Raw genomic sequence first — 23,387 nt, 5'->3', positions numbered from 1 at the left:
CGAGAGCAGCCGATGTCCGACGAACCCCCGACCCCACCGGCGACCCTCCCGACGGAGATCGTCAACACGCTCAACGAGTCAGACCCGGAACGGCTCCGAGACGTTGCTTCGTACGCTGAAGCGCTAGCCGAACACAAGGAACGTGAGGCCCGCCTCGAGGAGTCAGCAGATCAAGAGGAGGTCGAAGAGCGACCAGACGATCTTCCGGACGACGTCCCTGCCAAAGCGACGATCACGATCAAGGAGATCAACGACAATCGCTACTACTACTGGCAGTGGCGAGAGGGAGAGAAGATTCGGTCTCAGTACAAGGGCCCGGTCAACCCGGACGAGTAAAACTCGATGCAGGAAGACACCCACCCCACGTTTCCGACGTGTCGAGAGATACACTCGTGATCGGGGGTGTGGTGAACTGCTGAACCGAGAGCTAAGCCAGGTCTTCCAACCGGCTGTCCCGGAGGACAGATTTCAACACGATACCGGTGTCCTGAACCAACCGATGCTCGAGAAAACTGCCTTCACCCCGGCCACCACCGGTCCGAGTTGATTCGACGACACCGAGGAACGCCTGCTCTTTCAACAGCTCATAGACGCGGTGCTCGCTGAGAGTCTTCGCATCAGCTTTCTCTGTCGTCGCTTCATATCGTTCGTAAATCCGGTTAGTCGAAAACCCGTCCTCATTCGGATTCTCTTCGGTGAGCAGCGCGAGAGAATACAGAATGAATTTGACCTGGGTCGTCGAGCCGCGTAGTAGCTCCTCGAAGCGGTCAATTTCAGCCCACTCCTGGGCATCGCGAACGTGTTCCTCGATGACTGTATCGACATTTTCTCGCTCGGCTAGCTCGCCGGCGTGACGAAGAATCTCGATTGCCTTTCTGGCGTCACCGTGTTCTTGCGCGGCTAATGCCGCCGTCAGTGGGATCACATCGTCCGAGAGAACGCCATCGTGGAACGCGTCCCGTCGGTGCTTCATAATCTCGCGCAGCTGATTCGCGTCGTAAGGTTGGAAAACGAACTCTTCCTCGCGAAGACTGGACTTGACGCGTTCGTTCAGCTGGTCGCGATACTCGATCTTGTTGCTGACTGCGATGACGCCCAAGTGGCAATCTGCTTTCCCCGATTCGCGAGCCCGCGACAGCTGCATCAGTATATCATCGTCATCGAGTCGGTCCACCTCGTCGAGAATAATGATGACTGACTCGTAGGCGGTATCCAGAATCTCCCAGAGATAGTCGTAGTATTCACCGCTCCCGATCCCGGCGCGTGGAATATCGAAGTCAGTCTCGTCCGTCTCGTTGAGTGACCGAGTTACCGTTCTGGCAACACGCGTCTGTGTATTGTGCTGCGCGCAGTCGACGTAGACCGTGCCCACAGACACACCGTTCGACTCCGCGGCTCGTCGAGCTCGTTCGGTGACGTGACGGGCGACCAGTGACTTCCCCGTTCCCGTTTTGCCGTAAATAATCACGTTGTTGGGTGGATCACCACGAACGATCGGCCTGAGTTCAGCGGCAACGGCCTTGATCTCGTCATCTCGGCCGACGATACGCCCGCTTTCAGGGACGTGACCCACCTTCAGCAGTTCCTTTCGAGCGAAAATGTTGGCTCGGTCGGGGTCGTCTTCATCAAAGTCGAAGAGGGGATCGTCGGCAGGGTCCTCGTATCGGCCGTCGAAGTCAGAAAGTTGGGACGGTTCCTCAGCCATCAATATCAGACATCGCGGATGGAACCCACTTAATGATTTGGCTACCTCGACCAGAGTGTAAATCGGGCTGTGGTCGTCTTCTGATGTTTTGTCGCTGCCGTATCATCCTCACAAAGAGTCGAGTCGGTCCCGAGTGAAATCGGATCCGGAGCGATAGTTCCCAACTCGGACCGGCACCCCTAATCCAGAGTGAAAACGCCGGACTGTAGAGGGTTTGTCACACCCCTGGTCAAGAGTGAATAGCTCTCCAGCCGGGACCGGAACACTTGGTTGAGACCACACCCCCCATCCAGAGTGTATCTCCCGAACGAAGGAATCAGTCAGTTCTATGAGAGAACATAACGGCACTTGGCGTCTGACGCACGGCAGACACCCCTCGTCCAGAGTGTAAACGCCGGCGTGACGAACTGGCTTCGAATGGGAACATCGAGGGATGATGACGAGCATTCGTCGGCACCCCTGGTCAAGAGTGAATAACGAGACAGTAGAAGACCCACAGATACAGGCCGCATCTCCAGCTGAAGCAATGCAGGGTGAAATCTGATCAGTCGGAATCGGGTATCTTGATGCCGTACTGACGGGGAGATCAGGAGATACCCGTCCCGACACTGGCTTAGAGGACGGGTTGCTGGCCGAAGAATAGTCAAAACGACGATTGTTCCTTTAACGTTTCACAATACACGGACAACGAGATTGGACCCACACACCCCTCGTCCAGAGTGAAACGGTGAAAAGAGTACCTCGGTGGGACCGACGGAAACCACACGACAGGTCGGCAGGAAAGCACTGAAATCACAAGACGTGGGACGAGTACACCTATTACAGCAGTCGTCTAACAGTCGATGACCAACCGAACATACCAATCTCCAAAGTATTACCTAGGGGTTTTATTACTACCTGCCTCCTACCACTCGTCAAGTGTATTCAGCACAGTAAAAAGGACGAAGGCGGCATTCATTCTGGTGGTTCTGAACCGCTGCTCGTGTTCGTTATTCCATTTCTCTCGTGTTTTCCCGTCTCAGGCTGTCTTCCCGTGGTTCTCGTTGATCTCTTCCCACGAGAACCCTCGTTTCCCGTGGACCTTCCCCCACACACCTGATTGGTTTTCACTCTGGACGAGGGGTGTGTGGGTGACGTATCCTCTCCGGCTTCCAATCCGTCTCCCAGTTCGTCATTAACCAACACCTCTCCTGAAACCCCTGATACTGTTGGTTAATTTCCTTCAACCTCGGTGAGGCGGCCAAGTTCGTTTCACGGGTTTCCGAAATTTCGCGTTGAATCTCCGTCCGATCCCAGCCGAGCGGTGACAGCACGCTCTCGACAGCTCTGACGAGTTGTATCTCGTAGTACGACGCATCGTACGACTCGATCTCCTCGTGAGCCAACGCGACCCGCTCTCGTGAGTTTTCTCGTTGTCGACGACGACGTACTCGGGGTCCTGTCCTGGGTGGACAGCGAGGTTCTGCTCTCGAGCCCGCATTAGCGCCGCCACGTTCTGGGTGTTCTGCGTGAACCCTCTAGCGGCTTGGAAACATGATTTCTATTGAGTAAATGGGGCCTGAGAAAGGAACTCTATTGATAGCGCCGGACGTGTAGTGGTATGGGGTGGGGTTGGATCGCAGACAAGTCACCGAATGTATCGAGGGGCAAGTCAGTCGCCAGATCCAAAGCTCACGTAGAACTCTCCACCCCGCAGCTTCTCCCAGAGGGGTTCATCATCCTCTTCAAATTTCCCGTAGTCAATGAAGTCCTGAATGTCTCTAACCGTGATGCCATTCGCACTGTTACTGCGCCACGCACGCGGGAGACTCACTAAGCGGAGCAGGTAGCGGTCTGTTGATTCACGGATTTGCTTCGGTAACTCACCCGCCAATGGATCGGGACCTCGCCGGCGGGCCATCCGGAACTCGTTTCCGGTCAATTTGACGCGGCCATTAGTCGCTCGATCCGGTGTAACGGCCTTGACTTCGACCCGTCTCATATGTTCCGGACGCCAGTCCGAGTTCGCTTTTTCGTCCGTGCCGGCGAAGGGGTCGATATAATCGAATCCGGGCCCACGCTCGTCAGAGACGTCGAACAACAGGCGGAATGCAGTCCGATACGCTGATTCATCGGGGATTGTTGCCTGTCGAAGGACCACTTCCGGCCGTTCGCCCACGATTGCTGGCTCATCTGTCTCGATATCGGCGATGGCTTCAACCGGTTTCATTCGCCAGATATCGGCGCTCCGCCATCGAGTGAGTTCCTCGAGGATTTGCTCTCGTGTTGATTGGTCTTGCGTCCGGAACTGGTTCCACGTACGCGCCAGACACAGCAGTTCGGCTTCACGCCCTCGGTCATCAGCAATCTCTGCGTTTGATGTCGGGGTGCTAGATGAAGTCGATCCAATACTGGGAGCGCCCCCATCTTCAGGTGCATCCTCCAGTGTGAGAGATGAGTTAACCGCGTCATCCAGCTCGGCATCCGACGCTGACACCCACTGCATGGTGAGCTCCCGTCGCTTGGCGTGGCTCGTAGTGCCGCCACCGCCACCAGTGTCCTCACGATACCTGTTCAGTGCGTCAATAACAGTCGCGAGCGACTCGGTGGGGTTCTCGAGCGCCGTTGTGAACGCCTTGAGGAGCTTGCTGGTGTCATCGTCCTCACTTAGTGAGGCGGCGAACGTATCGTGGCGGGTTGCGTGCCATTCGGCGACGGTCGTTATAATGGACTCGGGAATGGGCCCGTCACTCTGTTTTGGGAGTTCGATCAGTAAGCGGTCCCTGAGCGCTGTCGCCACGCGGTCGCCTGCGGGAATGCCCTCTATGACTGGTGTCAGTGGCGCCGGTGGCGCTGTTGGGTTGGCAGCTGTTTCGACGGCTAGGGCGAAGGCGGTTTCTGCATCTGATTCGCTATCGGTGTACGTCGCCCAGAAGGCGTCAATTTTGGCGACGGCAGTGAGGTACTTTCGGAGGGACTCGACGTCGCTGTTGGTCGGCCACGAATCGAGTTCATCCCAAACTTGGTGGTCTCTTAAGTCATCGCGATGAAGCTCTGAGGCGTTCTGGAGTGCTGTAGCAACATGTTGGAGTCGTGCGTAGAACTCCTCCGTCGCTGCGGCCGCAATACAATACCGGGTGACCGGTTCGGCAAGCCCTGCAGTCGTGAATGCCCCCACCCACGCATTGACGACCGTGTCCTCAGTCCCGTTCGGTGCGTTCGCCATTTTCTCCAGCGTCGATTCGACATCGTCGTCCGGATCGATATGCAACTCCGGTGGGCTTGCCGTCTCGTCGATATTCGAAAGCAGTGTTCTTAGTGCCGCTTGAACCAGCTTGAATCGCTGTTCTCGGAGCTCAGAGAGTTCTTTGCGGACATTCTCTTTCTGTTCGGCGTAATCGTAATCGAGCGCGTAATCCGGCTTGATGAGGATGTTCTCGAAGACATCCCTAAGCGAATATTGGTCGATAACTTGGGCAAGGCCATCTGCTACGAGGTATAGCGGGATCTGTGTCGAATCGTCACTGTGCTCGTCGATTGCGCTCCGATAGATGGCGATCTGATTAGGCTTTTCCTCAGCAGTGGTTGGCGGTGACCACTGCGTTGATCGTCTCGAACTCGTACCTTCTGGGTTCTCAATGATCCCGATTGGATTGTTGATGATCGCATTAAGCTGGTTGTAGACGGCTCTATGGTCGGGCTCAGATACATCTGCATCGTATGCGGCTAGCAGATAGATTATCCGGGGCTCCAGTGTCGATTTGAGATCCTCTATCGCATCTTGTTCTTGCGCTGTTGGCTCGGACTCGTCTTCGGGAACTCCGAGGTCCGGTTGTTCCGTCTCTGTTTGAATTCCAAACGGAGGTATTGGCCCATCGGGGGCACCCCCGAGCAGGTATGCAATGGCTCGTGCCTCTCGACTGGGCCGTTCGACGATCGCAATGGACTCGTCATTAGCGAACTGCTCGCGTGCATGCTGTGGGATTTGCTGCGTGTAGATTCGTAACTCAGGCTCCTCGACTTGTGGGATGTCCTCCTCAACGTGGAGGATGAGCGAGTCGTCGGCCCATCGGACTGGGAGTCGAACGCCAGTATGCCAGATATCTCGGCGAATCCACTGGCGCTTGGGTTCCTCATCAGTGAGTTTTCGACTGACTTGCGAGGTCGCCGTGAGCCGCCGTAGCAATCCATAGGTGGGCACTGTATTCGACTGGGAATCCCATGAGGATTCCATCGCCGAAAGCGCTTGATGGTCGTATGTGCGATGTGTATCGGCAACCGCACGGTTGGCTAAGAACTCGTTGAGTCGATCGGCCGCTTGGGCCGGGGTTAGTCCATCAAGCGGCCGTGCACCAAGCATTCTCGGCAGCGATGCGATGTCGACGCTCGGAAGTTCTCCATCCGAATCGAACCGCGACTCGATGCTTGCGATAATTTCGTCGAGATCGAGTCGTGGTAGATAGCTGGCCGCACCGCGTTGCTCGTCGGCGGTGATCAGTGGCCTTGCTGTGTGGAGGTCCTCTGGCATCAACCCACCGGGCGGTTCCGCAGGATCGTCATCTGTATCTGGTTCCGTGACCGGCCAGAGTGCCGCATCCTGTAGTTGGACGACCCCGAGCGCCGGAATCGTGGCGTCGTGTGTATTCGGTTGGTGGCTGTAATGCGTACCGTCACAGTACCACGCAGTGTCTGTGATGGTCGCCGTGAGTTCTGGCCAGATGAGCGCCGTCGCATCCCGAACTGCCTCCCGATGACCCCGGTCAGCGTCTGGATTGAGTTCCGTGAGATGCCACCACGTTGGGATCGCCAAGTCCTTGTTGTACTCCCACTCCTCGATATCACAGTCTAACCAATCTTTTTGACAGCTACCCGAGTGGCCGGCACTGAACGCTGGATGGTGTTCTGAGCGCCAACTAATCGTTTGGTACCGCTCCAGCAGGTCTTCAGATGGGGAAATCGGTGGATTGGCTTCGAACTCGGGGTCGGCATCCGCGAGGGACTGCACTTCCGAGAGTGATAGCGCGCCCGTACGACGGTCGTCGGTACCTCGGCCAGGGAAGAGCCACCCCCAATCGATGTGGGGGCCGACCTGGACGCCTAGATGCAACAAGAAGTAGAGTTCCCACCGCTTGCGTTCCGCCTCTGAGAGGTCCATCTGTGCATGGATGGCCTCCCACTGCTCGTCACTGGGCGGCGCGAGGGTTGGGGTGTCCGTGGGTTCGAAGTCCTGGCGGCACTCGATTGCTGCGGCCCAGCGTCGGAACTTCGCGGCCGGCTCGGCCTCACCGTCATCAGTCCCGGCAAATGGATACTCGACGCCATTTTCACTTGCGAGCGAATCCGCAACGGCGCTGAATCGCTCCGCCCATTCGGGGCCGAACACCAGTCGCTCGGCTGGGAGTTGGTTACCGTCGTCGGTCGGAAGCGGGATCGTCTGCACGTATCGTCGCTCGAGAAACGCATCGTAGTCCGTTGGGGTACCGGTGAGTGTATCATACGCGAAGACTTCCTCGACGTCGTCGAACTGCTTGTTGTGGAACGGCTGGGGGGTCACCCACTCGGCAGTTTGTCCGGCTGTGGATTGCTTGTATAGATCGGCTAGGTAGCCGACGACGTCTGGGTCGCCATTTTCGTCGCCCGAGAACCCACCCGCTTCAGCGCCGACACGGCGATAGAAAGCCGCTTGCCCTTCCAGATCTCGGGTCCCCCAGCGTCGGTTATGCCGCTTGAGCGGGCCGACCCACTCGTTTTGATACGGAATGATATAGACCGGTAATTGTTGGGGTGGAGTGGGGAGTTCCGCCATGGATTGTTGTGACTCACCGGGTTCCTGGCGGCGGAAGACGATGCGTTCACTCCGTTGGCGGGATCCATCATCGGATTGCCCCTCGCTGGGCCTCGCGCGAACTAATCTGGTTACGGTTGCCTCCTCCGACTCAGTCGTCGATGTGCCTTCCTTGTGTTTCTCTGCCGGCAATAGGGGGACACCATGTCTACCGAGGCGGGTCGCTGCATCGACTTCTGCATCGTTTTCATCGTCGTCATCTGCATCTGCGCCGTGGCCGGCTAGCGCCTCCGCTATGGCCTCGAAGTACAGCTCTGCGTGGGTTGGCTGCTCGACAGTCACATGCCACGCATCGAACCCACCATCCGGTGTGGTTGTACTGGCTCGCTTCCAGAAGTCACAGAGGACCGTCACGAGGTCATCCTCCGATGCATCTGCTGCAATCGTCTCGATAATCGTGGTCAACCCGATTTGGGAAAGGAACCCGTTGAACTGGGATTGGTCACTCGGTCCCGATTCGGGGAGGTCGGCTTTCCACGCTTTCCCATTCGCGATGACCTCTGCAGCAGGGATCGGCGGCGCGGCATCCCGCCCACGCAATGCCTCGAAGGCTTCCAACCGCGTCGGGTCGAGCAGTGTCGCCGTCGGCTGCAACGGTTCCTGGGAGTCAGTCGGGACGATCGCGGTGTCTTGGAGTCGACTGAGAGTGTCAGCGATTCCATTTGCGAGCGATGTCTCGGCGTCAGTCTCGGCGACGTCGACGGGGGCAACAAGCCACGGCATCCACGATCGATATCCCGACGGTGGTGCGTGAGTTGCCTCGTCGCTTTGGATGAGGTCTTCGCTTACGGTCGCGATGAGCGTCGGGAGCTCCTTGAGTAGCGTCTGGTTTTTTTTAGCAGTCGCGAGATGTTGGCGATCGAAACTCACCTCGAAGGGAGCATGAATTACGAATGGGAACGGCGTCGAAGCATCCGAAATCGGGTAGTAAAGGTGGAGAGGTTCTGGCGTTGGTTCCCAATCGGCTGCCTCGGGGCGCGGCTGTTCCAGCAGGATATCTATCGTTGCCGATTCGGCGTCGATGTCGCGGTCCTCATCCGTCAACCACTGATGGACCTCTGGGGTCAGTGTCTGTGAGTATCGAAGGAACTCTCGCTCATGGGTGGTTGTGCCGGCAGTAGTGGTCGTTTCCTCTGTGACTGTATGCGGAATTCGGGAGAGTTCGGGATCATCGCCGATGGACGACTGGTAGGTACTGTCGGTCTCGATAGTCACCTCCCGGCGGTCACTAATCTCAAGCGAACCGGTTTCCTCGGTGTCATCGCCCTCGAGTTTGAGAAAGTCGATTTCGTCGAGTTCCCCAAGGAGGACTAGCGTTGACGCAGAGAGGTCGGTACACTCATCCCAGAATTGCGCTTGGGGTGTCTTGTCGCTGGACAGTCCGCCAACGTTTGCGCTTCGCCGGTTAGTCTCAAAGGCGTCGACGATATCGCGACCACTTTCGGCGAGTGCGTTTTGAACAGAATCGAGCAACCCGGTCCATTCCGGGTCATCATAATCAAGCCGGACGACCGTCTGGTAAGTGTCGGCATGGTCCTCGAGCCATTTATTCTCCGGCGTTGCGGTTGATGAAGAGGATTGACCTGTCTTGAGGAGGGCGTCAACGAGCCGGCCTGTTGCATCCGACTCCTCGTGGTCGGTACTGATGAGGAATGGGTACCGGAATAAAGAGAGTCGAGGCAAATCGGTGAGGAATTCGCTTGGCGCTGGCGGCGCCTGCTCCTCGGTCGACTCCCGCTCAGCGATGGTGTCGATATCCGGCGTTGATGGGAGTCTCGACCATGCTTCTTCATCTAGGATATCGTCGAGAATAGACTGATACGACTCGATGACGGAACTCTCGACATCAAGCTCATTTCTGAGATCTGTCTTGAGGTAGTGGTCGTACCCTGCTAACAGCATCTGCCCCGCGTGATAGCGAGAGAACTGTGCCGAGAGCTGATCGTCACCGACGACCGAATGGACGGAAAACCGCTCACTCAGTTGGAGTAACGACTTGAGGCCAACTCCTTTCTCACCGATCGAGTCGCTGTTGTCGAGTTTTTCCGATCGGCCGAGTCCAGTGACCGCCTCGAACACATCATCATCGTGGAGTTCAAACGGCCGACCAGTGTTCGCGATGAGTAAGGATTCTGGGCCGACGATAACAGCCACTCGTCCGTCATCGTCGGATTCGTCGCGAATCGCGTCCCGCGAATTCTGGATGAGTTCCAAAACTGTCCGACTCTCGTGCGTGGAGGCGACGACTTGATTGCCGACACCAAGATCCGCCTCCTTGCTCCACCGGCTTTCATTCGTTAATGCACCGAGGAGGTCTTGGTGTTCAGTGCGACATAATTCTGCGACCGTCTGCTTTGGGGACCCTGAGCCACTCACTGAAACTCTAAACCTGTAGCCTGTGCGGTCTTTCCCCACTTAAATAAAAGGTAGGGTCGATACGCCTTGTTGTACGAGTCCGGCTCCTTCGCCTCGCCGTCAAAACTACAACCAGGAACGACCGAACCAAGCTCTCAACGGAGGAACTCCAGCTGAGGAGGTGCTGAACCAGACAGTAACTTTCCTCCTGTAGTTCAGGAGTCACAACGTTGATCTCTTTCGTTGAATCCAAGACTCAGTGATTCATTGATCACCGTCTTCTTTTGCCAGTTCGCGGATCTTTTCCTTCGTCTCTTCGCGGTGCTCCCCAAACGCTACTTCGAAAATCCCCCGGTAGAAGTGCTTGTTCTTCTCGAGCGTGATGTCCTCCCGCTTCAACTGCTTTTTCAGCCGCGTGAATGTGACCTCGATATCCTCACTCTGTTCTGGTTCAACGTATATCGTGGCTGAATCCCAGTCCTCCCGAATATTCAACGGTCCATCATCTGCTTCCGTTGCCTCCTCAGTGGCGGATTTAGTATCCGCAGAGCCAGCACCCCTATGCTGACCTGATTGCTCGTCTGTGGCGGCTGCAGGTTCGCGGTCTTGTCTCTCTGTTTCCGACGTCGCCTCCGTCGTTTCGTCGTCGTCCGCGACTTCCTCGTCTTCTGCTTCCTCTGACGGGTCCTCAAATCGTTCGTCCATTCCTCGGGGCATAGTTACACCTCCACCTGCGTTTTGTCGAACGCCCGTTCCATTGTCTCAGCAACCTCTAGGAAGAGGTCGCGCTCGACTTGCTGGTCGTTTGTGTCCTCCCATTCGAAAATATCGCAGCCGTTGTCCCACGCGCGCTGTATCGCCACCCGCATTGGAAGCTTGAAGATCGGCGCTAGTGACGCATATGACTCGTCAAATGCCTCTAGGAACTTCTGTGACTGCCCATCGTCTCTATACATATTTGCCAGTAGGCCTACGATCGAAATCTCGATTTGTTGGTTATCCTCGATGGATTCCAGCTGGTCCCAGAGATCGTCTAGGGCATCTCGGGATGTCGCTTGGGTTTGTGCGGCCAGGAACACGTTCTGCGCGGCGATGAACGCTGCATCCGTCAGAACTGAGAGATCTGGTGGGCAGTCGATCAAGATAAAATCGTAGTCATAGCCGTCGTCCACCAGCTTCTCGAGGGCACTTTTCAGCGAGAGACGAGCACTTGCATCGTCCATCCAGTCCCGGGCAAGCCCCATGTCTTTGTGGCTCGGCACGAGATCGAAGTTCAGGTGGTCGTAATCGTCGCTATGGATTACGATTTCTGAGAGTGTCGTGTCGTGCGTGCGTGGATTATCGACGAGGACATCGAGAAGATTCGCGTCATCAGTCGCGAGCGTATTTGGAAGGTCGTTCTTCGGGCTTGAGGGGTCGTTGTCGTCGCCCGGGCCCAGTCCCAGTCCTTTCGTCATATCGGCCTGTGGGTCCATATCGATCGCAAGGACATCGTGGTCGCGAGTGGCCAGCGCAGCGGCACTGTTGATCGTCGCCGTTGTCTTACCAGTCCCGCCCTTCTGATTGCCGAAGGCGATCGTGGGAATTCCGGTCGATGGTGTAACGCCCCAGCCACGAGGTGACTCGGTCATAGTACGATCATTGATTCAATGACTCATAAATCCACGTCAGACATCCAATTCCGCGCTGGAAATGCTAAAGTGCCGTATTCAATGGTACAAGCCGCTAACAGACGCTTATCGTGTTGTGCTTGATGGAAATCAAAGAATCACTGATTCATTGACTCAACGCATTCTGGAATTCCCGCGTTCCTGGTTCCTTGGGGAATGGAGCTTGCTACTGGCAGTTACTGAATCAGTGACTCTGTACTGCTTGCGGTAAGTGATTCATTGAATCTCTATCTCTTGGATTCACTGATTCATTGATTCAGTGCTTCAGATATTCGTTGACTTGACGATTCTCTATGATTTACTGAATCTTGGATTCAGTTACTCAACAACTCTTGGATTCACTGATTCACTGACTCTGTGATTCACTGAGTTATGTCCTCGAGCATTTACTGGATAACAGACACAGATGAGATCACTCTGGAGTCAGTCAAGATTCCTCGAAGGCGGCAGCTAACTGGTCCCGCATATACTCTCGACGAAGCTTCCGGGCCCGCGAATCTGAGAGATAATTTTGCATTACGACGTCGGCACTCGCGCTTCCTTGCTCGGCCGCAATCTCGTCAAGGCTTTCGAGGACGACATCGAGTGACGAGGAATAGGCGTCATACCAGAAGCGTCGCCCCATCTTTGGCGAGGGAGAGACGCCGCCAATCTCGTCAGGAAGGCCAGCTCGTTCAGCGAGCTGTGTGAAGCGGTTCCAGACTGTCCACCGGGAAATCGGGCCGCGTGAGGCGTGTGGCGACGGAAATAGATAGCCATCCCAGTCCTCGCAATCGGAGAACATTGCGAGGCGGTCTTCGAGTACCTCCTTACCGTAGAGGAGAGACACCTCGCCGGGCCCGTTCTTCCGCTCCTCGAACGTAATATACGGAATTTCGTCGGTAGAGACGTCAAGAACGAATTGACGCGCTCGTAGGCTAGCAACCTCATTCGGACGAAGACCCCAGGCACACAGGGCGAGTACCAGAAGGCGGTCCTCCTGGCCGTCTGCCGCCTTGTAGAGTGCGCGAACGTGCTCGGTGGCGAGACATGGCGTATCCGTATCGTCGTCATTGCCGTTTGACCAATCGAACTCGTCGTCGAGGCCGTCAGCGGGGTTCACTGCAGCCCATTTCCGACGCACCAAATGCGCATACCAATTCGAAACCGCGAGATGAATCCGGCGTTTGGTTTGCCCACCGTCGATATCCGCGTGCAGGCGGTCGAACGCTGTCCAACACGCATCGACTGCTTTGTAGGCCGGGATATCACCATCTCGAGCAACGGGTGTCACGAGGTCACCGGTATCATTCTCCTCGTAGTAGGCGGTGACGTAGCGGTTCAATCGGTAGCGGAGAGTATCGATCGACGAGTCTGCGAGCCCCTTCCGCTCTCGCCGTGACGTGAGAAAGGACTCGAGTGCCTCGATCGTCCGTTCGTGGTCGGTTGCCCAGTCGTAGCCCGATTCTACGGTGTCGATCTCGAGGTCCTCACGCCAAAATTCTGCGAAGGTCCTGTCGTGATACTCCCGTAGGGCGTAGAGAAGCGGCCGAAAGCCGTGGTCGCGGAGCCAGCTGTGTGTCGGTTTCTCTCGATTTGGATCGAGCCCGTCTGTCTCCATCACCGGAGCGACGACAGCCCAGTACGCGTCGACGAGTTCGTCCAGATCGAGGAGGGTCCACGAGACGTCGTCGACGCTCTCCCAGCCCCGGTCGGTTTCTGGGGCTGTTACGTCGCTCACAGTATTTTCCTCCACGATGTCCGCTGTTCGAGGCCAGGAATCGGGTAGGGAATCCTCACTGAGTCAGTTACCAATTCTAAGTCCGACATTTTTGGCTGGTAGCGCGTTTCTCACAGATAGAATATAGGTTTTGGGGACAAACAGACTGGTGGAGTCTGTGTGAACACCGAAAATAGGTGCTGTAGTTCCCCGATATTGTGTATACCTTATGTCGCTATACAAAGACGGCTGGCTGCGAATCGGAGTTCCTGTATGCGCCAAGTACACGCGATGATGCTGGTGGGAAGTACGCGGTGTTCGTGACCAACAAGGATTGTGTGGAGCCTGAGGAGGTTGCGAGCGTGGTGAATGGCTACAGTCGGCGCTGGGACATTGAGAACCAGTATAAGTCGATCAAGGACTTTCTGCCAAAGACGTCGTCGACGGACTACCGGCTTCGGCTGTGTAATTTTGCGCTGTCGACGCTGATCTATAACCTGTGGCGACTCACAGACTATCTGATTAAGGTCGCGCTCGATAAGCCGATTCGGTCGCCGCCTGTGATCACAGCGAAGACGTTCGTGCGGGCGTTAGGTGACTTCCTGCGGGAGTTCGGGTAACGCTTTTTTCACGCCGGGTTCACCGATTCAGTAGCGGCTGCGCTGTCGATTTTCGCGTCTTTTCGCGGTATCTATTGGATGCCAGGGTAGTATCCGGTCAGTAGATCGACCTCGTCCGGTTTTCGCGGCGGCTCTGGACTCACTAGCTCCCAGAATCCCCAGTTTCGTTTGTAGGCTTAAAAGGGCGCGAAGAATGAGGAATAACCCACAGTTTCGGAGTTTTGGGATTTGATACGTGCCTTATTTTCATGAAGCCTGCGGCTGGATATGCTTTCGCCTGTCGATTCGTAGACGGCTTCAGAGTGTGTCACTCAGAAAACGCCCCTGAGTGATAGGAATGTAGAACCGCAAGACAGTTCCTCTTTCATAATACCTTACAATGAACAGAAGGCCCGCATCAGATTCATCCTCCGAGATTGTGGAATACGAAGTAGAACAGCTGGGCACCGTAATCCATTGAGGATTGAGGATGTCTCGGTTAGCAGTTCCCAGCAGTAGATTCATTACATATTCCCTTTATTGACCGTAATGAATGGGCTACTTCGCCGATCACGCTGATCAGATCAATTTTCAGCAGTTCGGCTCGGAAGGCATGGAGGGAATAAGATCCTGTCAAGCAGGTGGTTTCTGGGGCGTCAAGAGCCACTTCACGGCATACGAAGATGAGCCAGCACTGGTGTCAATGCCGACTGGTTCCGGGAAGACAGCGCTGATGATGTTATTGGCGTTTGGACTGAGCGAGAAGCAAGTACTCGTCGTGACTGCATCTGACGTGCTTCGTACCCAAACCGCAGCGAAATTCAAACAGCTAGATGGCCTGAGACAAGCTGGCGTTGTTGATGACAAACTTGACACCCCTTCTGTTGCAACAGTTACCTCAAGGGTCACCGACGAGGAGACCTGGGACGAATTGGATGAGGATGTTGTAGTTACTCTCCCTCACAATATCAGCAAGGTCTATGACTCGGACCAGTACTCAGATTCTATTGTCAGTCCTCCTGAAGAGAAATTTGATCTCGTCTTTTTCGATGAGGCACATCACATCAGAGCTCCCAGCTGGATGGAACTACTCGAGACCGTAGACAGCGCTAAGCGGGTATTGTTGACTGCGACTCCATTCCGTCGTGACCGACAGACGCTACCGGGCCGGATGGTGTATCACTATCCTCTGAGCAATGCGATGGAAGAACGATTATATCAACCATTGTCTTTGACCGAAGTTTCGACGTATCGTGCTGACGATCCGGATAGCAAATTGGCAGTAGCAGCGGCTACCGAGCTGGCAGATATTAGAACGGACTACTCCAGTGCTAAGCTTCTAGTACGGTGTGATAAAATCTCTACTGCTCAAGGCTTGGAAGATGTCTACAGCAGCCATGGGCTTGATGTTGAGGCGATTCATTCGGACCGGACGTCCAAACAAAATGCAGAGACGATCAGCGCACTTCAAGATGGAGAACTTGACGGGGTCGTTGCTGTTGGGATGCTGGGTGAGGGGGTCGATATTGCGGATCTGAAGGTTGCAGTGCTTCATCAGCCCCCGAAGTCGTTTGCTTTCACACTCCAACTAATTGGCCGTGTCACTCGACCTGCGGAAGATTCGGATGTCGCTGCAACAGTTATCGCTGACCCAGACAAGTTGCGTGAGGCCGGGGTTGATGATGTCGTCAAGCGATTGTATCATGAGGATGCAGGCTGGCGTCAGCTCGTTCCAGAACTCGTCGACAAATATATTGAGACAAACGTAGCAGCGACTACTGCCGGACAAGATGCGCTTCGAGGCGTCAATGAGCGAGACCTCCAACCGTACCGCAGCACTCGACTTTACGAGAGTACGGAGTCTGACGTCGACTTGGTAGCTGACGTTTCACTTGACGACGACACTATCGTCTACAAACTGCCCCGATCCGACGAGGTGTTTCTTGGGCTGATCACCGAGAAAATCGATAAACCGACCTGGGGGACTAGAACTCCGCTTGACTACCGTCAATATGACCTCCATCTCTACTACTATCACGACGAAACCGAGACTCTGTTTGAAGCTTCCTCATCAGATGAGCTATCTGACCGTATTCGTAGCCAGATAGTATCCGATGAAATTGAAATCTACGGCGGTGAATCACTCGTCCGAATGCTGCAGGCAGAGGTCGATATTGAGTACCAAGTTGCAGGACTAGCCAACGCACTGGGGCCGTCTGGGAGTCTCCCTTCCTATAAAATGTATCTTGGTGACCGGGTGGAGGGAGCTGTGAGGCAAACAGATGCACAGGCCTTCGCTCAAGGCCATGCAGTTGCAGAGGTTGATGAAGAGATCATTGGCATTAGCAATGATCAGGGGCGTGTTTGGTCCACTGGTAGGGAGGGAATTGGTGATTTCATTTCGTGGTGTCAGGGTCTCGCGGGCAAACTTGAGAAATATGAATTCGAATCTGTCGCACCTAAACTCGGGTTAGGGGAGGTTCGCCGCATCGACGAGTTCCCTGCAGATCCAGTATACGGGACTCTCAATCCTGCGCTTCAACAACTCGATGTTGAGATTAATACAAGCGAAGTACACGAGGAGGGTGGATGGCAGCCCGTGAAGGAATCTGCTCTAAGAGACCTCACCTACCAGACCGATGAGCCCACTGCTGTCGAATTCTCCTATACTCCATATGAGACAGCGCAGTCGCTATCTGGCACGTACAATATCGCAGATAATGAACTGACCGGTCAACTCGCTAACTGTCAGTTCAGGATAGTCAGCAGGAACCAGACCAGCGAATGGACCGGTGAGATGTTTTTCAACCGTTATCCGTTGTACTTCTGCACAGGTGACGGGACCTTAGTGTATAATGGGCGCGGACACAAGGTCAAACAAGAACTTTCAGAGGTTCCGTCGACTTGTTTTGTTGAAGAATCGAAGATCGATTGGTCGGGATGTGCTACGTGGGGAGAATACTCGTTTGATGATAATGACACAGATGCCGAGGGACTCATTCATGTTCACGCCTGGGTAGAGAACTTTATCGAGGCAAACGGTGAGAATGAACAAATTCTGTTCTGTGATCATACGACCGGTGAGATAGCAGACTATGTTCAGTTCGAGCCGTCTCAAAAGCGCATTAGCCTCTACCACTGCAAGGCATGCAAAAAAAGCAAAAAAAGTGGAGCGCGTCTCGAAGACGTTCGTGATGTTGTTGATCAGGTATTCCGGAGTATAGCGTGGATTAGGAACAGTGGGCTTCCAAAGCGGATTCGGTATCGTCAAGAGAATACTGGTGTAGAGGGGTTCAAACTGAATGAAGAGGGATTCGATGAAATCGAGACAAGATTTCAGCCGAACGAGTGGGACTTCAGAGTGTATATCGTTCAACCTGGGCTGGACCACGACAAGGCCCGAACACGGGCTAACATCAATACACTACTGCTGACCTGTAAGGAGTGGTTAGAGGCGGTTGATACTGAACTACGCATTATTGGTGATCCTAACGATCAAGTCGTGGAAGTGTCCTAAGGGTACTAATTTAGCGGGGCTCAGCTCTTCTCGATCTCGAAGGCTCGGTCGAGAAGATCTGCGAGGTCGCGTAGATTTTCTGCAGCATACGATTCAACTCGCATCGCCACACGTTCCGTTTCCATCTGCTTCTTCCACAGAGTCACCACAACATCGGAGTCTCCATTTGGGTCGGGCAGCGCGGCTGTTATCCATGCCGTCACGGTTGGCGATCCCTCCAACCATCGCTTACTGAGTTCATGCCACTCTTGATCACACTCTTCCGGTGACGGGCGGTCCTCCCCGAACGCTTTTCGCTCCAAATCATCGGCAAAGGACCTGAGTTTCCTAACGTCATCCGGAACAACCTGTACGGAAAGTGACTCGCTCTTGCTCCATCCCTTTGCCTTCCCAAGTGAGAATGTTAGATGTCCGTCTGGCGTTCTGGCAATTCGAGCGCTGCCTCGCCGCTTGATGCCTTTCTCCGCGATAGTAACCCACTCTCCCGACTGATCGAACGACTTCCAGTAGTCTGCGGGAATGGGGACCTCCAGCTCTACGATTGCGTTCTTCTCCTACCAGAGCCACCGCGTCACGTCGGGATATCCCTCCGTCCCGTATCGGTCCGGGAGGGCGTACGGTCACACCGAGAGAAGGCCGGAAAGATCAACATCGTGAGTCGTAAAGTCGTCTTCCTCGAGCCAGGCAACGCTGTACTCCCGATCAAGATAGTGCTCTACGACTGTTTCTTTGTCTTTTCCCTTATTTCGGTACTGGGCTTCAACAGCGATTCCCTTGCCGTATGGATCACAGGGCTCGGGGAATTCTAATAGCACGTCAGGAATGCGTCCATCGAGGTTGGACTCGAGTTCAATAGTCGCCTCCGGGTAGTCGTTCTCCGGGCGTGCGTATGCGATGGCCTTCATCTTGTGATGGATTTCGGACTCCCCTGGGCAGTCACCATCACCACTATCGGCTCCGCTGCCATCTCCTTTCCCGCGGCCCTTGTGACTGAAGTGCCGAGAGACGAACGTGCTCCCGCGGTTGTATGACCGGACTACTGACATCTCCTCACCGCAAACTGGACACGCAACTGTCGATCCGTCCGGGACCTGTGGAGGGAGTACCTTGTCGCCGTCAGACAGTCCAAGATATGGCATGTTTGTTGAGGTATTTATGTTTCCAACTCACTCCAGTCACGATTCCGCTTCTACCGGTGGCTCTGATCCACATTCGATCGCCGCCAGGTCTCTCGTGCTATCGAGTAGTCGGTGTACCTCTCCATCGCTCTCCCAGACTGTCCCTCTGGCCTCACGCAGGATATACCAGGTATCGACTTTCCACTCGATCTCGAGGCCGTGTTTTTGCCAGACTTTGAGCTCGAACTCCTTGCCGTTGAGATCGGCGACCAGATACCGGCCATCTACACGATCTGACCGCGTCCGTTTCTTCTCTTTCACCTGAACTGCAATCGAAGACGGAAGCCGACTGTTCCCGGGGATGTCCTCCCAGGTGAGAATGGAATCCCTGTCACCATTCAATACGGGCGATGAATTCGATTCTTTTCTGGTATCGGGAGATGGATCGGACTCAGTCGTCTCGTTCGTCGACTCTTCGCTCGCATCAATCAGGGAGGTTGCTTCCGTCCACGACCCAAAGAAGGTGCCATACATCGACGCGGAAACCCGCCCGTGATTGTTCATATCCGCCGTTTTCGGCATCCGTTCGAGCTCGTCACGAAGACGGCGGAGTTCCCCAAGGAGCCGAGCCCGCTTATCGATGCCCGCCGCGTCCAGCGCTTCATCCCACGACCCCAATTCCTGAATACAGTCATGCGATTTGTACGCGCCGTCAGAATCCATCTCCGACGCGTACGGCACGAGGTTTTCACCGTCATCAAGACGCTGAATCTCGTCGATGAGTTCCTCTCGGGATGGCGCAGAATCGTGAGTGGACTCCGTATCGCTGTCGCCGTGCTGGTCGGTTGGTTTTTCGGTCGACTCCTCTACTTGGGATTCCGGTTTGGTATTGCTGATACCAGAGAAGTCGGCGGCATCGCGTGCTTCGGTAACCCACCCAAACTCATCGCGATACATCCCGGAGCTGTATCGGCCGTGTTCATCAATCTGAGTGGTTGACGGAACCTCGCCGACCTCAGCAGCAACACGCTCCAGTTCAGCGAGAAGCGCCGCTCGCCGGTCAATCCCGGCAGCATCAAGTGCATCATCCCACGATCCAAACTCTTGATAGAACTCGTGGGTCGAATACGCTCCCTGCTCGTCCATTTCCGGTGCCTTTGGGGCGCCACCAAGTTCCTCTGCTAAGGCCTGGAGTTCCGTAATAAGATTGTCCCGAGTTGGTTGATGACTCTCGCTTTGTGAAGACTGCTCCGTAGTCGCTGTACTGGCCTCCGTACTCGATGTCGTTTCTTCACCACTGTTAGCAGTCTCCGACGAGAGCGCATCCTCAAGTTTTGCATGGAGCTGTTGAGCTTCCGCCACAGCGGGACTCGGCGCCTCATACGAGGCCGATAGCATCGCCTCGAGCTGTGACTTCGCCGCACGGTACTGTTGCGTTGCCTGCTCTTCGTTGCCGTTTATCGAAGCGGTCCGAGCATCACTGACAAGCCGCTGGGCCTCTGCGAGTTCGTCCTCTAATCGGAGTTGGCGGTCAGCTGTTTTGAGACAGGTAGTGGTGAACTCCACACCTGCTTCCGCCCGGGCCGTATCAAGATCGTGTCTCTGCCCCCACTCCAAAGCCGATTCAAACTGCGATTTGGCTGCATCGAATACAGCCTCGACTGCCGTGAACCCGGCATGGGACGCAACAACGTCACAGCTTTCGATAAGCCGCTCACCTGCACCACACCGTTCCTCGTACGCAGCGGTACGAACGTATCTTGCAGCAGCCGCCAGATCCGTCCCGGTGCCATCCGGGATTGTGAGCGTCTCGTCGTCCGTTTCGATGCGGAGTGCACGGTGCTTCCAGAAGAGAGTCCCCGCCTGCTGAACGGCAACACTCGTGATATTCTCGTGGCGAATCTGGACCGAGTGGTTCTCTGGGTCATTCCCGACGACGCAAAGCAGCCGCGTCGGAGTGATTGCTGTAATCGCCCGGTACCCGTTTAGGTCCGGTAGCTGCTGGCCGCTGTATTCTGGCGCCTGGCGTTTCGAGGCTAGCAGGAAGACTGCCTCTTCGTCATCCAGCAGGTACGTTTGGAGCGATCGCTGGTGCAGATAGCCTGTCGAGAAGAGACCGCCCTCGCCTGTGCTCGTCAGGAAAGTTTCGTCGGGGGATGCTTCATGGGGCTCGACTTGCAGCCGTCTCGACAGAGCGGTAGGCGGCTCTCCAACCCCCAGCGCGTCAAACACACTGGACGTCTCCACGGTGACGTCAGTGTCCGCATCTTCCTTGGACGTAGACACCTGCGGATGCGATTCGGTGCCTGCCGATTCGGAACTCGACGACGCTACTGAATCGCGGTCTTGCGACGGAGGATTCTCTCCATCCAACTCCGTATCTTCTGTCGTCGACGCTGGTGAGTTCTCCCCCGGGGTATCGCTCTCTTCCGACTCAGTCACATCGGTCGGCTTCTCATCGCTCGATGGTCCGCCCTGGCCGGCGGTCGTCCGACCCGGTGACTGCCGTGTCGAAGATGCTTCCTCAGAGAGAGCACTCAACGACGCCGTCAAGAGTTCATCCAGCTCCGTTGGCCGCTCTCGATAGAGCGGGAAGAGCCACCAGACACGCTGGAGGCCTTCAACAGAGAGCGCGTTCGAGTCACGGAGGGCCTCCATCGCGGCCTCCCAATCATCCTGGGCCACCTGCTCCCCTTCGAGCCATAACTCATCCAGCAGAATCTCCGTCGCTTCAACAGTCAGCTCATCAAGCAGCTGTTCAAGATTGACGTTCCCCTGGACCGTTTCCACCTCGAGGTCCTCAAGCAAGTCTCGAGCCCAGAGCTCGTGGCCACGCTGTTCGGCGCGCTCCAGCAACTCCGGATCGACGCCGGCTTCCTCGATAACTGGCTGCACCCCAATCGTCTCCCCCAGTTCTCGCACCCAGTTGAGCTCCTGCACGTACTCTTTCGAGTCCAGCCCAGCGATGTAGTTCTCGTCGGGCATGGCAATGAAATGGTGGAAGTGGGGTCGCTGATTCCCGTGCTTGCGGAGAACACGCCCCATTCGTTGCACGAGCTGCAGTTTCGTTTTGGTCCCCGCGACATTGATCCCGACTTCAGCATCCGGAACGTCAATTCCTTCGTCGAGCATCTTAGGAGAGACGAGCACACCGTTCTCGCACTTCCCGAATTTGTCGATGTTTCGCTGGACCGTCTCATTGTTCTTCCGTGAGGAACTCTCGAGCTGGCTGTGTGCCCGGTAGACGTGATCTGAAACCTCGCCGAGTTGGTCTGCGATTTCGTCAGCTGTCTCGATGTCCATCGCGAAGATGACGAGTTTGATAGGTCGGTCCGGGTCCTCCAGATAGTCCTTCGCCAGTTCGATTGCCTCCGTGATCTTCGGCTGTGACCGGTGGCGGATCCACGTCCGCGAATGGATCGTCGCCTGGAGGTTCGACCACTCGTCGGGGATAGCATCATCGTCGAAGACCATCGATGCGGCCTCATGGGCACGAATGAAGTCCCCGAGGTCTTCGAGTTCAGTGAACGGAACAGGAATCTGGTTGAGAATCTGCGTGGTTGTGGACGACCGCCGAATATGCTTGAACTGGTCGGAGATCGACTCCGTCGCCTCATCCCACTCTTCCCGCTCGTACGGGTCGAGCGGCGTCGGGTGTACTGTCCAGTCAAATTCGGGGATGATCCCGTCACGACGAGCGTCCTCAACCCCGTACGTGTAGACGACGTCCCCGAGCAGTTCGGTTAGCTGCTCTCGTTTTAGGCCCCCGTCGTCGCCAATCGTCGCGGAAAGCCCCATCGCAGCCCGATAATTCGGCCGGTCGATGGCAGCCCCGTACCCGTCTAAATTGGAGTAGTGATGAACCTCGTCGTAGATGACGAGATCATACTGATCGGCGAGATCACGATCGTATTGGGGCAGCAGCGACTGCGCAGTATGGAACTCGACGTCTCCACCACTGAAGGACACGCAGTCTGCCTGTTCCCCCGTTTGGCCGGCTGGCATCGGGAGCCCGAGCTTCTCCTGTATTTCCTGCTCCCACTGTTTGAGGATCGCGTTCGAATGGGCGACGATCATGATGTTCGCGTCATCAGTTCGGGGCTCATGATCGGGATCCTCCGGGAGGACGCCGCAGCACTCGGCAATGGCAGCGATCCCAGCGACAGTTTTCCCTGTGGCCGTCGCCATCTCGAGAATTCCGTGTCGGCCGTTGTCCAACCAGTTGTTGAGCCCCTCCGCCTGGTTATTCCAGAGGGACACCATCAGGACAGGGCGATGTAGACGGGACATCGCTGCCTCTCGACTCATGCTCCCCAGCGCATCGGCTTCGTTAAGGAGGGCTGTCAAAAGGGCGGTATCTGACAGGGCCTCTTGCTGGGCGGCAGTCACGAACAACTCCAATAGGTAGAGCCCGCCCCCACTGCCGATGTGAGAGACGTCGAGAGCACTCGGGTCGAACCCTAGCTGTCGCAGTCGTTTGAGAAGGACCGTTTCTGCGGGCTTCGAAATGACTCCTGAGCGCGCTGCTCGTTGCGCTGGAAGCTTCTTGTTGACGGACGCAATATCCTCTCGGAAGCCATGGAATCTGTCTCGGTTCGTCTCGATAGGCTCTGTATCAACGAGCCCCTGGATGCGGTCGGTGATGAAGTCCGCAAAGAGGGCGCTGTAATACGTCTCTAAATCCGTCCATTCAACTGGGTCAACAGGCCCCTCATACCGGGGCATTGTGACCTTATTCGCGACCTCATCATCCAATCGGATGAGTTGCTCGATGGACGGGAGGTCAGCGAGGACATCAGACTGGTATTCGCTGAAGAAGTCGTACTCGTAGTCAACCAGTCTACCCATCTGGCTCCCTTATTCCCTATGGGACATATGAATGTTTGCTTGGATAACACGA

At 55.6% G+C, this 23,387-nt stretch carries 10 protein-coding genes and 2 pseudogenes; 3 read left to right on the top strand and 9 right to left on the bottom strand.

The features are described from left to right. The first annotated feature begins 12 nt into the window (after positions 1–12). The gene (locus BMW35_RS14885) at positions 13–336 is read left to right on the top strand and encodes a DUF6788 family protein (protein WP_089670471.1); all 324 of its coding nucleotides are present in this window, start codon (positions 13–15) and stop codon (positions 334–336) included. 91 nt (positions 337–427) lie between these two features. On the opposite strand, the gene BMW35_RS14880 is transcribed toward BMW35_RS14885, so the two are convergent. From BMW35_RS14880 to BMW35_RS14855, 6 genes and pseudogenes are all read right to left on the bottom strand, one after another. Then, positions 428–1,705 (bottom strand): Cdc6/Cdc18 family protein, encoded by a 1,278-nt coding sequence (locus BMW35_RS14880; RefSeq protein ID WP_089670470.1) that lies wholly within the window; start codon positions 1,703–1,705, stop codon positions 428–430. A 1,235-nt stretch (positions 1,706–2,940) separates the two neighbouring features. Further along, positions 2,941–3,256, bottom strand: a pseudogene (locus tag BMW35_RS15945) (type B DNA-directed DNA polymerase); the annotation flags it as partial. Between the two features lie 100 nt (positions 3,257–3,356). Next, positions 3,357–9,743 (bottom strand): sacsin N-terminal ATP-binding-like domain-containing protein, encoded by a 6,387-nt coding sequence (locus BMW35_RS14870; protein WP_177170876.1) that lies wholly within the window; start codon positions 9,741–9,743, stop codon positions 3,357–3,359. A 405-nt stretch (positions 9,744–10,148) separates the two neighbouring features. Next, positions 10,149–10,589 (bottom strand): DUF8160 family protein, encoded by a 441-nt coding sequence (locus tag BMW35_RS14865; protein ID WP_177170875.1) that lies wholly within the window; start codon positions 10,587–10,589, stop codon positions 10,149–10,151. A gap of 14 nt (positions 10,590–10,603) precedes the next feature. Continuing rightward, complete coding sequence (locus BMW35_RS14860; RefSeq protein WP_089670467.1) at positions 10,604–11,515, bottom strand: ParA family protein; 912 nt, start codon at positions 11,513–11,515, stop codon at positions 10,604–10,606. A 466-nt stretch (positions 11,516–11,981) separates the two neighbouring features. Next, the gene (locus BMW35_RS14855; RefSeq protein ID WP_089670517.1) at positions 11,982–13,274 is read right to left on the bottom strand and encodes a tyrosine-type recombinase/integrase; all 1,293 of its coding nucleotides are present in this window, start codon (positions 13,272–13,274) and stop codon (positions 11,982–11,984) included. Positions 13,275–13,510: 236 nt separating this feature from the next. Here BMW35_RS14855 and BMW35_RS14850 point away from each other — a divergent pair. Continuing rightward, positions 13,511–13,873: pseudogene (locus BMW35_RS14850) on the top strand (ISNCY family transposase); the annotation flags it as partial. A 532-nt stretch (positions 13,874–14,405) separates the two neighbouring features. Further along, positions 14,406–17,369 (top strand): DEAD/DEAH box helicase, encoded by a 2,964-nt coding sequence (locus BMW35_RS14845; protein WP_089670466.1) that lies wholly within the window; start codon positions 14,406–14,408, stop codon positions 17,367–17,369. A 20-nt stretch (positions 17,370–17,389) separates the two neighbouring features. Here the strand turns inward: BMW35_RS14845 and BMW35_RS15940 are convergent, their stop codons facing one another. The 3 genes from BMW35_RS15940 to BMW35_RS15930 all read right to left on the bottom strand — a co-directional run bounded on the left by BMW35_RS15940 (position 17,390) and on the right by BMW35_RS15930 (position 23,335). Beyond that, positions 17,390–17,572, bottom strand: coding sequence for a hypothetical protein (locus BMW35_RS15940; RefSeq protein ID WP_245708197.1), 183 nt, complete (start codon positions 17,570–17,572; stop codon positions 17,390–17,392). 417 nt (positions 17,573–17,989) lie between these two features. Beyond that, on the bottom strand, positions 17,990–18,274 hold the full coding sequence (locus BMW35_RS15935) for a hypothetical protein (RefSeq protein WP_245708196.1): 285 nt from the start codon (positions 18,272–18,274) through the stop codon (positions 17,990–17,992). 270 nt (positions 18,275–18,544) lie between these two features. Continuing rightward, on the bottom strand, positions 18,545–23,335 hold the full coding sequence (locus BMW35_RS15930; RefSeq protein ID WP_245708195.1) for a homing endonuclease associated repeat-containing protein: 4,791 nt from the start codon (positions 23,333–23,335) through the stop codon (positions 18,545–18,547). Between the last annotated feature and the right edge of the window lie 52 nt (positions 23,336–23,387).

The sequence above is a fragment of the Halobacterium jilantaiense genome (genome assembly GCF_900110535.1).
In the GTDB taxonomy this organism is placed as follows: Archaea; Halobacteriota; Halobacteria; order Halobacteriales; family Halobacteriaceae; genus Halobacterium; species Halobacterium jilantaiense.
The sequence above is the reverse complement of the archived record's forward strand: the minus strand, read 5'-3'. Positions and strand labels throughout refer to the sequence as shown.